At 46.0% G+C, this 14,951-nt stretch carries 11 protein-coding genes; 6 read left to right on the top strand and 5 right to left on the bottom strand.

Annotated features, from left to right (window positions below; genetic code table 11):
- Positions 1–76 precede the first annotated feature (76 nt).
- Positions 77–1,087 (bottom strand): TAXI family TRAP transporter solute-binding subunit, encoded by a 1,011-nt coding sequence (locus J4N44_RS18150; protein ID WP_252045556.1) that lies wholly within the window; start codon positions 1,085–1,087, stop codon positions 77–79.
- Between the two features lie 836 nt (positions 1,088–1,923).
- On the opposite strand from J4N44_RS18150, the gene brnQ reads away from it, so the two are divergent.
- Positions 1,924–3,234, top strand: a complete 1,311-nt coding sequence (gene brnQ / locus J4N44_RS18145) for a branched-chain amino acid transport system II carrier protein (RefSeq protein ID WP_005453319.1) — start codon at positions 1,924–1,926, stop codon at positions 3,232–3,234.
- A gap of 64 nt (positions 3,235–3,298) precedes the next feature.
- Here brnQ and J4N44_RS18140 read toward each other — a convergent pair whose 3' ends face one another.
- Entirely contained in the window at positions 3,299–4,648 is a 1,350-nt protein-coding gene (locus J4N44_RS18140; RefSeq protein ID WP_252045555.1) for a sigma-54-dependent transcriptional regulator, read from the bottom strand.
- 178 nt (positions 4,649–4,826) lie between these two features.
- Between J4N44_RS18140 and J4N44_RS18135 the strand changes: the two genes are divergently transcribed.
- Both J4N44_RS18135 and J4N44_RS18130 read left to right on the top strand, forming a co-directional pair.
- The gene (locus J4N44_RS18135) at positions 4,827–6,887 is read left to right on the top strand and encodes a sensor histidine kinase (RefSeq protein WP_252045554.1); all 2,061 of its coding nucleotides are present in this window, start codon (positions 4,827–4,829) and stop codon (positions 6,885–6,887) included.
- Positions 6,888–7,034: 147 nt separating this feature from the next.
- A complete protein-coding gene (locus tag J4N44_RS18130; protein WP_045387171.1) occupies positions 7,035–8,426 on the top strand; it encodes a glycoside hydrolase family 1 protein in 1,392 nt (463 codons plus the stop codon).
- Positions 8,427–8,544: 118 nt separating this feature from the next.
- On the opposite strand, the gene J4N44_RS18125 is transcribed toward J4N44_RS18130, so the two are convergent.
- Positions 8,545–10,581: a PhoX family protein gene (locus J4N44_RS18125; RefSeq protein WP_252045553.1), complete on the bottom strand. Its 2,037-nt coding sequence runs from the start codon at positions 10,579–10,581 to the stop codon at positions 8,545–8,547.
- 255 nt (positions 10,582–10,836) lie between these two features.
- Between J4N44_RS18125 and J4N44_RS18120 the strand changes: the two genes are divergently transcribed.
- On the top strand, positions 10,837–11,175 hold the full coding sequence (locus J4N44_RS18120; protein WP_005453308.1) for a YggL 50S ribosome-binding family protein: 339 nt from the start codon (positions 10,837–10,839) through the stop codon (positions 11,173–11,175).
- A gap of 706 nt (positions 11,176–11,881) precedes the next feature.
- Here the strand turns inward: J4N44_RS18120 and J4N44_RS18115 are convergent.
- Entirely contained in the window at positions 11,882–12,748 is an 867-nt protein-coding gene (locus J4N44_RS18115) for an AraC family transcriptional regulator (protein ID WP_252045552.1), read from the bottom strand.
- Between the two features lie 166 nt (positions 12,749–12,914).
- On the opposite strand from J4N44_RS18115, the gene J4N44_RS18110 reads away from it, so the two are divergent.
- Positions 12,915–13,160: a hypothetical protein gene (locus J4N44_RS18110; protein WP_005453301.1), complete on the top strand. Its 246-nt coding sequence runs from the start codon at positions 12,915–12,917 to the stop codon at positions 13,158–13,160.
- 543 nt (positions 13,161–13,703) lie between these two features.
- Complete coding sequence (locus J4N44_RS18105) at positions 13,704–14,606, top strand: LysR family transcriptional regulator (RefSeq protein WP_009699844.1); 903 nt, start codon at positions 13,704–13,706, stop codon at positions 14,604–14,606.
- On the opposite strand, the gene J4N44_RS18100 is transcribed toward J4N44_RS18105, so the two are convergent.
- Entirely contained in the window at positions 14,571–14,918 is a 348-nt protein-coding gene (locus tag J4N44_RS18100) for a DUF5329 family protein (protein WP_188052752.1), read from the bottom strand. The two genes, J4N44_RS18105 and J4N44_RS18100, sit on opposite strands and share 36 nt — an antisense overlap.
- Positions 14,919–14,951 lie beyond the last annotated feature (33 nt).

Below are 14,951 nucleotides of genomic sequence, written 5' to 3'. Positions count from 1 at the left end.
GCTCTGGCGGCTTTTTCCATCTTAGAAATCGGTAGGGATAAAATGCCCCGAGCCGAAACTCGGGGCGAAGTTGGCGTTATTTCGCCATTAGATCTGATGGGATTTCGATGCCCATTTCTTTGTAGTAACGCGCTGCGCCTGGGTGAAGAGGCACTGGCAAGCCAGCGATCGCTTTCTCAATCGCCATTGCTTTTGTTGCTTTATGGATACCTTGCAGGAAAGGCAGGTTCTCGTAGATCGCTTTGGTTAGCTGGTAAACGTCTTCTTCCGAGATATCTTCACGAACTGCCAAGAAGTTTGGCTGTGCAATGGTGGTGATCGACTTATCTAAACCCGGATAAGTGTTCGCTGGGATCTCGTACTTCGTCCATAGGTTGTAGTTACCGTTCGCCTCTTTGATTTGCTCGTCAGTAAACGAAAGAATCGAAATGTCTTTACCCAACGCAGCAAAAGCTTGAGTAACCGCACCAACAGGTACACCTGCAGGCGTGTTCATGCCGTCAATGGTACCGTTTTGAAGTGCGCTCGCACTGCCGCCGTAACCCATGTAAGCAAGATTGAATTTATCAGGGTCGACCTTCAGACCTTTCATGATTTGGCGACCAGAGTTCTCAGTACCAGAATTCTTCTTACCGATAGAGAATTTCTTGCCATCTAGGTTGTTCAGGTCAGTCACAGTGCCAGTTTTTGCTAGATCAGAGCGAACAATAAAGTGCTCAACGTTTTGCCACAGCATAGAGACCGAACGCAGCTGCTCTTGGCGACCGCTCTTCTCATAAGGACCTTCTCCAGACCAAGCCCACGCACCATAAAGACCTTGTAGAATCGCGAACTGTGCTTCGTTTTCGTTCAGCAGTTTGACGTTTTCACCAGAGCCCGCAGAGCTGATTGCAGAAAGGGAGAAGTGGTGCTTTGGTGCCAATTTCACTTTGCTTAACGTCGCCAACGCTACGCCCACAGGGTAGTAAGTACCACCTGTCGATGCCGTTGCAAGAATGTAGCTACGATCTTCTGCCGCAGCGTTAGCAGCAATACCAAAAGAAGTCACAGCGACAGCCAAAGCTTTTACCAGCTTATTCATTTTCATTATTACTCTCCGTGTAGTCGTTTCACGATTGGGGATTTACATCATGTTAAATCTTTATTAACAACACATTCCCTAGAGCAATTGAAATGCCAACTTTTAACCCTTTGTATTTATTGAACTAAGTGCTGAAAGACATCAAAAATGAGCAAAATCATGCTGATTTGATAGCAAAGTAATGAGCAAGATCTTGCTCATTGAAGAGAAGAAGGTTACACGCCTAGATCGCAAAAGGTTAACAAAATGTGATCAAGACAAAATAAATGCACGATTGGCTGATAAGCAATATTTTGCCGACGTGATTTTGGATTGGACTACAACTAATGAGCGTCTTAACAATAAGAATAAAAAGCGCATCATTCTAAACTGCTCACTTTACCAGCGGAGGCTTATAGCCTAAACGACTACAAATAGCACAAAAATACAGCAAAACAAGCCATGTTAATGAAATGAAAAGTCATTTATTCTAATTTTGAATTTAAAAACCAGTTTGATCCACCAGTTCAGAAACAAACATTGACCGTATCAACTTATTTTCTACTTCGGGGTTGTGCCAATAGCCTCATGTTCGTTAGGGTAACTACACACCAAGGCAAACGTATTCCTTGGTGCTTTTTTGTCACTAAGGATCACTCATGTCAGCAACTGCGCAATCACAATCCGCTTTAAAACGCCCATCTGGCGTTGCTGCTGCGATCCTCCTGCTCTCTCTGGAACTGATTCAGAGCTGACAGGCTATATCTAAACTTTCTGTCAGCTTGAGAAGAAGCTGACGGGAACACCACATACTCCTCCCATTCCTTTCAGTTTCTTCCAAGCGAAACATAAGAGGAATAACAATGTTAAGCGCACGCAATATCGCCGCTTTGGGCTTCATGACTTTCGCCATGTACTTAGGCGCGGGTAACCTGATCTTCCCTCCATTTTTGGGTTACCAAGCAGGTGAAAACTTTCTGAGCGGGATGTCTGGCTTCCTCTTAACGGGCGTAGGTCTGCCTGCAATGGCACTGGTGATGGTCGCTATCGTAAACGGTTCAGACAAATTAACCGCCGCCCTACCTAAACCTTTGGCGACCAGTTTTTGGGTAATGGTATTTATCGTGATTGGTCCTGCATTCGTAATACCACGTGCGATTACCGTGGCTTACCAATTTAGCTTTGCACCAATGTTTGGTGATGCCGCTTTGGTACCTTTCACAATTGCTTTCTGTGTTATCACCATTTTGTTTGCGCTATACCCGGGCAAATTAGTCGACAACCTAGGCAAGATCTTAACCCCGGCATTGATGGCTATTTTAGTGATCATGTCTGTAACCGCTCTGGTTTATCCAGCCGGCGAGCTTACTACTGCAACGGGACCATATGTATCTGGCGCATTTGCTGAAGGCTTAACCCAAGGCTACATGACCATGGACGCGCTAGGTTCTATCGGTTTTGGTTGGATCATCTTCCGAGCGATTCGCAGCATGGGTGTGGATTGTCCGAAAGCCACCGCAAAATACACGCTAATTGCAGCTTTGATGTACGCCGTTGCCATGGCATTTGTTTACATCTCATTGGCTTACATTGGATCAACAAGCTCATACTTAGGTTCTGAATTCAGTAACGGTGGCGACATCTTAACGGCATTCACCTTCAGCCACTTCGGCGCATTTGGTTCACTATTACTTGGTGCCGTGATGGTATTGGCGTGTTTGACTACTGCTATCGGCGTAACCACAGCAGGCAGTGAGTTTTACGACAACACTTTCAGCAAAGTGAACTACAAAGGCTGCGTTATCACGACTATGGTGTTGGCAGGTTTGATCGCCAACGTAGGTCTGGAGCAACTATTGGCTATCACATTGCCAGCGGTTGTGGCGCTTCACCCAGTAGCGATTGCATTGATGATCATGGCACCAGTGCGCAACAAGATGTCGCAAATCATGGTCGTCGCGACGGCGTTCACTGCTCTAACGTTTGGCTGTGTTGATGCGCTGCACATCCTAGGTTACATGCCAGAAGCCGCAAACCAATGGTTAGACAGCAACATGCCGCTGTACCACTACTTTGCAAGCTGGATTGTTCCGACGATTGTCATGGTGATTGTGGGGGTCGTCTTTACCCGCAAGGCAAACCAACAACACACCGAGTTGGCAAACCAAGCCTAGATTGGCAAGTACCTTAACAAATAAGTACTTCAACAAAAAACGGCTTCCTCAGAAGCCGTTTTTTCTATGTATAGTCAGAGCGATTTAAACCAAACTTCTGCATCTTTTGGTTGAGGGTTCGGCGCGGTAAATCTAGCTCGACCATCACATCCGTAATTCGTCCTTGATGTCGAACTAGCGAGTCATGCAGCACTTTACGTTCAAAGTTGTGTAGCTGAATCGCCAATGGAACGCCTGCTTGTGTCTCTTCGGTTGTAGAAGATGGTCGACTGGAGAGAATTTCCATCACGGAGACGGTTTCATCCAGTGCAAAACGCATCGCGACATTCCTCAGCTCACGCACGTTACCGGGCCAAGCGTAAGCAAGAATGGCTTTTCTATCGGCTTCACTCAGCGGACGACTCCCTTGATTACTTTTCAGAGTAAAGTGTTCGAACAAGATCAACGCGTCTTCTTCTCGCTCACGTAGTGGTGGCAAATAGATCTGCGCCACATTGAGGCGGTAGTACAAATCCTGACGAAACTCGTCATGATCATTGAGATCTTCTTTCGCAGCGGCGATCACTCTCAAATCAACCGAGATCTGCTGATTACCCCCAACGCGCTCAACCGTATGTTCCTGTAATGAACGTAAGACTTTCACCTGCATAGACAGTGGCATACTCTCGATTTCATCAAAGAATAAGGTGCCTTTATCCGCGTATTCCAATTTACCAATGCGCTTTTTACCTGCCCCGGTAAATGCCCCTGCTTCGTGCCCAAACAGCTCACTTTCAAACAGGTTCTCAGGAATAGCACCACAGTTGATTGGCACAAAATGATGGGGGCTGCGTTGGCTTTCATTGTGCAAACTGGTCGCTACCAGCTCTTTACCACAACCTGTTTCACCGTAAATAATCACGTTAGTATCAATGCGTGCTAACTTGGCAACTTGTTCTCTAAGCTGTTGCATCACTCGGCTTCGCCCAATCAGCACTTCTTCTAAGCCGCTAACGCTAGATAGATACTCTTGGCGATCTTGAGTAGACGTTTGTGCGCGATAGCTCTCTACCGCTTCGGTCACTCGTTGGGATAAGCGCTCAGGTTGAAAAGGTTTCTCGATAAAATCGAACGCACCGTTTTGTAATGCGCCTACTGCCATATCGACATCACCATGTCCGGTGATCAAGATAACCGGCGTTGGAATGTGATTGGCAATCAGGCTTTCTAGTATCGACAAGCCGTCGGTGTCCGGCAGGCGAACATCACTGACAATCGCATCAAATTCTTGGCTAAGAATGGCGGCTTTGCCCTCCTCCCCCAAACTAAACGCGGTCACGTCGAACCCCGCGAGTTGCAACCACTGACTGGTAGCCTGACGAACAATGTCATCGTCTTCGATAAGTGCAATTTTAGGGATGTCGTCAAAAGCCATCAGTTACTGCCTGCTTTATGGGGTGGGAAAGAAATCGCTCTTTGTTAACGGTAGCAAAAACCACTGAGGAGAAAAGGAGCTAGATCTCACTTCTTGATTACAAGTCTTTAACATCCAACCAGTTAGGCGCACTCTTTAATGACTCTCGGTGAGAACGCACTAGCTGAATGGAGTCAGTATGCAGCGCAAAAGGAATGGCAAAACATGGCTTGTGGTCGCAATTGCGGCAGTGCTGATGTTGTCTTGCTATAGCGCCAGTAGAGAGGTCGCCCGTCAATGGTTAAGTGTGCAAACTCAAACCGAAGCTCAACAAAAACTGCTCGACTATATTGGTGAAGTTCGCCGTGCACTTAAACGCTTCTACCATCTGCCTTACCTTGTTACCAACAATCCAGAAACCATCGCGTTTGTGAAAGGAAACCGAACTTATTACGAACCGTTGCAAACCCAACTGACTCAACTCGATAAAGCTGCCAATACAGAAGGGTGGTTAATTCTGTCTAACTCTGGTGAAGTATTGGTGTCGAGTTTGATAGAAGAGCGCTTTAGCCTGTCTGACCGAAAAGCCATTGTGGAACAAATCCACAATCAAGGTGGTGGTGTTTCCTTGGTGAACAAAACCAAAGGTTCGAGCCCATTGTATTATCTTGCAGCCCCTATCTACGACGGTCTAGATATCGCAGGCATTGTGGTGGTGCAAATCAACCTGAGCTTATTGACCGAACAGACCATTACTAGCCAAGACATCATTACGTTGCAAAATCGCCAGCAACGCTTTTTCCTATCGAGTAGCTCGCTTTATAGCGCTGACTGGTTTAACGAACCGAGCAATACCGTTCAGTTAGAAACTCAACGCTTATACGACAACACAAATATCAGTGTGTGGACGCTCAACCAACAACGTTATTTTACGCACACCGTTAAATTGGATGATTTGAATTGGTACGTAAGTTACCTCACTCCTTCCAAACCGATTCAACAAGCCATCAATGTAATTGGTTGGAGCGTGGCGGTGCTGATCTTGTTGGTTGTATTACTCATCATCATTGGTCTACAGCGTCGCCAGAAACACATCAACCAACAGCGAATTCAAGCTCTGTTGGAAGAATCCCAACGCCGCTTAAAACAAATGATCAATAAGACCCACGTAGGTTTGCTATTGATTGATGAACAAGGGCAACTGTTCGATCTCAACCCAATGGCGAAGCGTTTGTTCTGTTTACCGGAAAGCGTCAATCGACACGCATTTGCTTGGGAGTTATTCGATGCAGGCAACCCCAATTCCACCACACTTAAGTTACTAAAGGACTTGCCTAAGCATAAAGAACTCGCAGAGATCAGCACGGTCGAAACCATTGCCAGACGCAGTGACGGAAGCGTCTTCCCTGTCTTGTTCTCACTGACCAGTTTCCCTTGGCATGGCGAGCAGTACTTCCTTGCAACGATCATCGACATCAGTAAGCGGAAAAAAGCCGAGCAATCGCTGCAACAGGTCAACCAAGAGCTGGCGCAACGGGTAGAAGAGCGTACTCAAGCGCTAAAAGAAGCGCAAAGCCAGTTGATTGAATCGAGCAAAATGGCCGCTTTGGGTCGCATGTCGAGCGCAATCACTCATGAGCTCAATCAGCCACTGACAGGCTTGCGTACCCTGCTCACCACAAACGAACTGTTGGCAGAACGTGGCGAAACGGAGATGATGAAAGCCAACAATGTTTTGGTACAGAAGCTGATTGATCGCATGGCAAGCATGACCAGTCAGCTAAAGACGTTCGCCTACAACAAACCAGAAAGCTTACAGGCAATTTCTCTCACCTCTGCACTCGAAGATACTTTGCGGGTGTACCAATCCCAATTAGAGAACGTGGACGTACGTGTGCGCGTTCCTCATGACTTACCTAACATCATGGGTGAAGAACAACGGCTTCTGCAGGTCCTTGGCAACCTTGTGTCGAATGCATTGGATGCAATGGACCAAACCGCCAATCCACAGCTGAGTTTGATCGTCACCCCAACCGACAATCAAGTAGAGCTCACGGTAAGTGATAATGGCTGCGGCGTCTCGGATAAAATGCTTGAATCCATGTTCGAACCATTCCAAACTTCAAAGAAAATTGGTAAGGGATTAGGGCTGGGATTAGCGATCACCGCCAATAATATGCGCGATATGAACGGGCAAATTATTGTGAATAAAAATGAACAAAATGGGCTGATTTTCACTTTATTGTTCAAGTCAGCGTGATTTTGTATCGATTACAAAACCACCGTTAGAACTAGGCATCCCCGTCGTTTGAGAAAAACACGATCTCGATACAAGAATCCCTCCTTGACCTACACTATTCTCAAGCAAATAGAACGAATAACTTCCGAACGATAAAGAGTGAGAAACATGATTAAGTTTCCTGAACATTTTCTTTGGGGCGGTGCCATTGCTGCAAACCAAGTAGAAGGGTCGTACAACCTTGGGGGTAAAGGGTTATCGACATCAGACATGCTGCCAAACGGTATTTTGAGTCCGCATCAAACCCGTGAAGAACGTACGCCGGGTATCAAAGACGTGGCGATCGACTTCTACAATCGCTACCCAGAAGACATTGCGCTATTCAAAGAGATGGGCTTTAACTGTCTGCGCCTATCTTTGGCATGGAGCCGCATCTTCCCTAACGGTGACGAGCTAGAACCGAACGAAGAAGGTTTGGCGTTCTACGATAAAATTTTTGACGAACTTGCCGAGCACGACATCCAACCTTTCGTGACCTTATCTCACTACGAAATGCCTTACGCACTGGTCGAGAACTACGGTGGTTGGGGCGATCGTCGCGTCATCGATTTCTTCGAACGTTATGCCCGCACCGTGCTGGAACGCTACAAAGACAAAGTAAAACTGTGGTTAACGTTCAACGAAATCAACATGTCACTGCACGCACCATTTACTGGTGTTGGTTTACAAGAAGACGCCAGTGAACAAGAGATTTATCAAGCGATTCACCACCAACTAGTCGCAAACGCAAAAGCGGTAAAACTGTGTCAGCACATCGTACCAAACGGCAAGATTGGTAACATGCTGCTTGGCGCAATCAACTACCCATACACCTGTAACCCTGATGACGTGCTTGCTGCCATGCATGAAAACAACAAGTGGTTGTTCTTCGGTGATGTACAAACACGTGGTCAGTACCCTGGCTACATGAAGCGTTACTTCCGCGAAAACGGCATTGAAATTCAGATGGAAGCAGGCGACTTAGAAGAAATTGCGTCTGCGAGTGTCGATTTCATCTCATTCAGCTACTACGCAAGCGGCTGTGCAAGTGCGGATCCGAAACAGAAAGAAGTGGGTAACATCGTCGATAGCGTACCAAACCCATACCTTGAAAAGAGCCAATGGGGCTGGCTGATCGATCCAAAAGGCCTGCGTGTTCTGCTGAACTTCCTTCACGACCGCTACCAAAAGCCACTGTTCGTCGTAGAAAACGGCCTAGGTGCGCGTGATGAAATCGATGAAAACGGTGAGATTCAAGATGATTACCGCATCGCTTACTTGAACGACCATCTTGTACAAGCACATGAAGCAATTTTGGATGGCGTTGAGCTGATGGGCTTCACCAGTTGGGGACCCATCGATTTGGTCGCGAACTCAACCGCTGAAATGAGCAAACGTTACGGTTACATCTACGTTGATCGCCACAACGATGGTCAAGGTACGTTAGAACGTAAACGTAAGAAGAGCTTCTTCTGGTATCAAGATGTGATTCGCACTGCGGGCGGCTCGCTGAAAAACTAAGCTTATTATCTAGATACAAGCCTAGATACAAAGTGCATGTGTATTTAGATAGAAAAAACAAAGCCCTGCAAACGCAGGGCTTTTCTTATTCCCGATATTCAGTCGTATAACCTATTGGTTAAACACCAATTTCACCACCGTCTTCACGGCGAATAACCACCGTCGCGGCACGTGGACGCAGTGTCATCCCCGCAGGAGTTTCTTCTGCTGCATTGTCGCTGTAAGGCCAGTTGCCTGGGTGCTGAATGTTCACGAACAGAGACTTGTAATCTGGGCTAATGGTAAAGCCCGTCACTTCACAGCCGTTAGGACCAACAAAGAAACGCTTCAGCTCAGCTTGGTTTTCTGCACCAATCACCTCTTGCGTACCGTTTTCATCCGTCAATTTTGAAGGTACGACAGCAAGCATTTGGTCATTGGTGTAAGACGTCACTTCATCTGCGCCGTTATCCGTTTGAATCCACAGGATGCCACGAGGATCAAACGCCAATCCATCTGGGCTCGCAAATTGATTCAGTTCTGTCAGGCTGGAACGGTTAGTGTCCGCATCGCCGTTAGCAGGAGCTCCAAACACGAAGATATCCCAAGTAAAGTCTGTCGCCGCTTCCCCTTCATCCCAACGGATTACGTGACCAAACTTGTTGTTCAAACGTGGATTTGCAGGGTTAGTTTCCTCTGTACGCTTAGTGTTATTCGTTAGCGTCAGGTAAACCGAGCCTGTGAACGGGTCAACAGTACACCACTCTGGGCGATCCATTGGCGTCGCACCAACAAGGTCAGCTGCACCCGCCGTATTCAAGATGATTTCTGCTAGAGAATTGAAGCTGTCTGCGAGTGTGCCACCAGACACCGTCGTGCTGTCTAGCGTTAATGGTAACCAAGTACCAGAGCTGTCTTCGTTGAAGCGCGCCACATACAGCGTGCCTTCATCCATGTACTTGTCACCCATCGCCAAGCGGTTATCAGAGTTAGCATCCGCGGGATCCCACGCTGCCGCAGATTCAAATTTGTATAGGTACTCAAAGCGAGAGTCATGACCAGAGTAAAATACTACTGGTTTGCCTTCTTCAAGTTTTCCGAATGTACAGCCTTCATGGCGGAAACGACCTAGTGCAGTACGCTTCTTCGCACGTGAGTTTTGCGTGTAAGGGTCGATTTCAACAATGTAACCATGGCCGTTCGCCTCGTTACGGTAATCGTCCAATGCGCTTGCGCCTGTTGGTTCTACATTGAATCGCGTGAATTCGTCCAAACGCTCTTCGGTATTCCCCGCTAACGTTTCCCATAGGTAACGAGTGCTCGTGTCATCAACACCAATACGATCTTGTTCTTCAGTACGAACACCAGCGTTAACGAAGTAACCCGGCCAGTTCTCTTCACAAGTTAGGTAAGTACCCCAAGGCGTAAAACCATTACCACAGTTGTTCAGTGTACCGCGCGCTTGGCTGCCATCTTGTGAGAAGCGAGTTACGGTCAATTCTGTATTCGCGACAGGTCCAGAAAGGTCCATGACTGTCGCGCCAGTGTAACGGCGGTTGAGTGGATCGGTATCGACTAACTTCCACATGTTGTCTTCAAGTTGAACGCGAACCACAGAGACACCATGTGCGTTAATTTCTTTACGAACTTCGTCGACGATAGTACGCACACCGCCCACAGCTGTCGGACCGCTTGGGTGCAGAGCTGCGGTATCAATGTACTCGTGGTTGATACACAACAAGCCGTCAGTGTCGCTGTCGTTTAGCGAGAAAAAGTGCATGCCGTCGTGGTGCATACCCAATGCATTAAGCTGGTCGGTACTTGTGTTGCTGCCGTCGTCTTTCCAAGCGTTACCTTTTGCGTTTAAAGGCGTACCCCATGGCACCAATACTTGTGCGACGTAACCTTGCGGAATCGAGACTGCATCCGTCAGTGAGCCTGGAATCGAATCAAAATTGAGGACTGCGCTTGAAACGCCAGAGCCGCCACCAGCAGAAGTGCCTGAACTAGAAGAGTTGCACCCAGATAGACCAAATGCGCCAAAAGCAGTCATCGCACTGATACCTAGGCCACCTTTCAGGATACTGCGTCGAGATAGGCTCGCTTCCAGTACTTCTTCAAAAGGCTTGTTATTACTCTGGTTGTAACGCGTCGCGTCGAAGGTTTCCTTACTCATGGTGTTGCTTTCCCAGTGTTAGGTTGAATTATAGGTTTGTATACCCAAGTGACTTCAAGATGCAGGATTCAGAGCGTTGTCATTGAGCGAGAGGAAGTTTGGAAGAGAAAAGTGACAGAACTAGTCTATCTTTATGAACTTTGTGTTTAGAAAATGTTATAAAACACACATCTATTCTATGTACTCCCGATTTTGCTTGGGCTAAGCCAGATTTGGGGGTATAAGGTGTACTCAAATCATCCACGAGAGATAATCATGAAACTAGATAAAATCGATAACAAAAATCGTCGTCTGCGTAAAAAGCTATTCCTAGGTGAATTCGCAATCCTAGGTTTTGAAATCAGCTGTGAAACAGACATCAACGACTTCGACCGTTACGATGCATTCGTAGATGAGTTTATCGACTACATTGATGGTCTAGATCTGTGCTTCGGCGGCGGCGGTCTAGAACTGTTTGAAGGTTTCCTATGTTCAACTGAGCGTTACGGCAGCGCGACAGAAGAGCAAAAAGCACAAGTTGTCGCTTGGCTAGAAGCTCGCCCAGAAGTAAGCAGCGCGAAAGCAGGCGAATTGGTTGACGCAAACTACCTGTAATTGCAGGGTCACTCTGTAATAAACAGAATTGAGCAAGTAATGAGAAAGCTGGTCCTCGGACTGGCTTTTTTGCGTTTAGAAGCCGTGAATTTCTGAAGTACTGAGAACCGGAAGCGCGAACCACTTTGATGGCTTGGAACCGTTAGTCTTTGGGAGTATCTTGGTATTTGGGGATACGTAGATATCTGGAAAATGTGGTGAGCGAGAAATAATGGCAGTTTTAGATAATTTTAGAGCTGGCATTTTATGGAAGGTTATCCGTCCATTGCCAGCTCAGTGTCACGAGTGTGGTTAACTATGCTTTTTTGCTAGCGTCAGTTTTTGTGTCTTTCCAGTATTGGATACGTACACGATGCAACTGTGCTTTTCTCATCTTTTTCATAGCAATCTCCCTCATCTATATAGGTAGCGCTCATCATGAGCTTATTGTCTAAGGTTGTTTTCCCCTCCAATCTATCGGGGAACGAATAAATTAACCGTGATTGATTTCACAACATAATGACAAAACACGCCATGTTGCAGTCAATTTTTGAACAGTTCGACTGTGTTTTATCGTATGGCAAGGGTTAACCTATCCACTGAATATGACAGATTAATGGCAATCAAGTTCCCTATTCCATCTGTCATTGAATCTTAATAATGATTCTCGAATAGCCTAGCAATTAATATACCAGTTGCGCATAACGATACCACGCATGTGCTCAAGCTAAGGTTGGATTCGCTGCTGGTAATGTTGTCGGTAGTCTCGCGGAGTCAGCCCCTTGTAGGTTTTAAAATGGCGATTAAACAAAGCTTGATTGCGATACCCTACTCGCTCAAACACAATGCCAATGGGCAACTCTGTTGACTGCAGCAAGTCGGCAGCATGGTTAATACGCAGTTTCATCAAGCGTTGGCTAAAGGGTTCTTTAAAATGCTTTTTAAACAGACGAGTCACCGCACTTTCACTCAACGATAAATCATTAGCGAGATCGGCAAGTGTTATCTTGCGAGCGAAGTGTTGTTCTAGATACGCGCTCACCTTAGCAACACGCTCTCTTTCTTGTTGCTCATGTTCACTCATCGAGAGATAAGAATGCGTCATCAGTGTTTTGGCTGCTTCATCATGCGCAAGTAACGAAAGTACATGAATAAAGCGAGCTAGTTGCTCCATCGCAGGTACTTTCATCAACTCTTGAAGAAGCTCTACAACTTGTTGAGCAGTTCGCTCAGAGAACACTACTCCTTTATTTGCTGCCTTGAGCAACGGAGCGAGTTTGCGCAGTTCCGTGCAATAAAACATCAGATTGGCAATCCACTCACGCTTAAACCAAATTACATGGGTTTCACAGTTATTTTCTACCAACGTGGAATGAATAGAATGAGGAACACCCGGCGCAATCAATAACATTTGATTGTGGGTCACTTCCAACTCGTGATGACCAATGTGCAGAGTTCCAGAAAAGTGTCGATGAATGACTAACTCGTACACATCATCATGAAAATGGAAGTCATACTCCTTTTTAGGCTCATCAATACGACGATAGCGCCAAGAAAAGCCAGGTCTCTGCGGTACTTTTTCGATGTGCGCCATTTGTCACTCCACAAGATAGTATTGTTATACGCGCAAATAATATCAGTATTACCGACACATTCTTTACTACGCCTCAATAGTATTGATATTGAGCGGTATACTATCAACTTAGCTCCGTCACGTTCCTTATCCTTGCGTTGAAAAGAAGGCTAACCAAGGAGCTGTTATGAGTAATTTCAAAACTAAGCTGCGTCAGATCATGCAGAAAACTCGTGATGAATGGGCAATATTTGCAGTAAAAGAGATGGGAATTTCATCCGACACTGTCGCTAAATCTTATGGCTACAACTCGAGTTGTGATCTTGAGCAAACTCTTAAACAAGACGAAAAAGACACCGATTCGTACATTCGCTCGACACCTTGTGCGAGATCTCTCACAAGCGATGTAAGTAAAAAGACCATTTTTGACTAAGAACAAATCAACCAATAAACCTAACTAATTGAAAATTATTAATTATCCTTTTTTAAGCAATATTCGCTGCCAAAGTTTTTTTACCTAGCTGATTGAGAGTAATCAGCAAAACAACAATACTAAACATGTCGACAGGATGTTGGCGGGAACAGGAAAAAAGCCTAAAGGATTGGGTATCTTCAGGATGAAGATTTGGTAGCTTAGGATGAGTTATCAGCAAGGATGTAGTTAAGCTCTAGGATAGAGTTCGCCCGTCAGGATGATAGGCAAGAATGGACACCGCTAGGAAGGCGATGAACAAGGAACTCGGTTAAAGGACTTAGCCACAATCAAGGATAGATGCAGGGAGCACCTATTAGTAGCCGGATTGCTGCGAAAAAGAATAAGCCCCGTCTGGGAAACTAGGCGGGGTTTTATTTTGCCCGTCATTTATGCTCCTCTCTACGTTCGGTCTTGCATCATGCTATTATTTCAGCAATTTCTTTAGCAGATTCATTCTCTGATAGACGCTTTCTTTAATAAACATCGAGCAAACGACGCCCTATGCTGAATCCAGTTTGGTTACACACATTCAAAACACTAGTTGAAGTCGGTCACTTTACGCAGACGGCAGAAAAGCTTTATATGACTCAACCCGGTGTCAGCCAGCACATTAAAAAGCTGGAGCAAGCTTGTCAGCATCCATTGATTAAGCGCGAGAACAAAAGCTTTGAACTTACGGAGCAAGGGCGCATGGTGTATGCCTACGCGCTAGAACTTGAAGAAAAAGAAAAAAGCCTACTAGAAGATTTGAGCTTTGATGATCCACATGCTGGATACTGCAAACTCGCATGCTCTGGTGCGCTTGCCTTGATGCTGTTTGATCCGCTCCTTGAAAAACAGAAACAACATACAGGCTTATCGATTCACCTAGAAGCTGCGCCCAACCAATCTATTCTTAATGGCGTTGCTGAGGGTCGAATTGATATGGGCATCGTAACCTACTCACCAAATAAAAGCGTGTTCCAAAGCGAACAAATTGGTCGAGAGACTTTATGTTTGATCTTACCTAAATCCTACCGAGGAAAAACGCTCACACCGGAGTTACTGAAAAGCTGTGGTGTGATTGGTCACCCAGATGCTGAACATTACATGACGCTATTTTTCGATCAATGCGCCGAACCCTTACTAAAAGAGATCAAAGTCAGCGACATGCCGTTATCCGGGTACGTCAACCAGTTAAGCCAGATCTTACTGCCAGTGAGTAAAGGACTCGGCTTTACCGTTTTACCGCGCAGTGCGGTGGAGAGCTTTGCATTAAGAGAAGAGTTATATGTCGCCGAATTAAAGCAACCGGTATATGAAGATTTATTTTTGGTTAGAAAACGCAGCCGCACATTGCCACTGCGCTACCAAACCATCAAGCAGGTCTTATTGAATGTGATCGGTACTGCTGTTCATCAATGATGTCAGCCATTCTTCACTAGTAATACGCTTATCTTGGCAATCCACCCAATATGGCTTGCCAGATAACCAACTCTTTGACGCCAGCTCTTTTATAAACACATCCACAGAATCAACGTCATCTTTGGCATAATCCCATTTGTTGCGCATGTGTTCTGCCGCCTCGCGATTGGTATACGCCTTGCCGTTACGGATAAAGGTGCAAGAGGATTGCTCAACTCGTTTTATCAACGTCGAGATATCTTCCTCTACCTCTGCTAATGCAAAGGTAGGCAGAATACTTAATGTAAGTAGCAACGACCACTTTGCTTTCATCATAGCTTTATCCTTATCCCTGACCACGTAACT

Origin of the sequence: Vibrio sp. SCSIO 43155, from assembly GCF_023716605.1 — a bacterium.
Classification (GTDB): domain Bacteria; phylum Pseudomonadota; class Gammaproteobacteria; order Enterobacterales; family Vibrionaceae; genus Vibrio; species Vibrio harveyi.
This window is presented reverse-complemented; position numbering and strand designations above follow the sequence as displayed.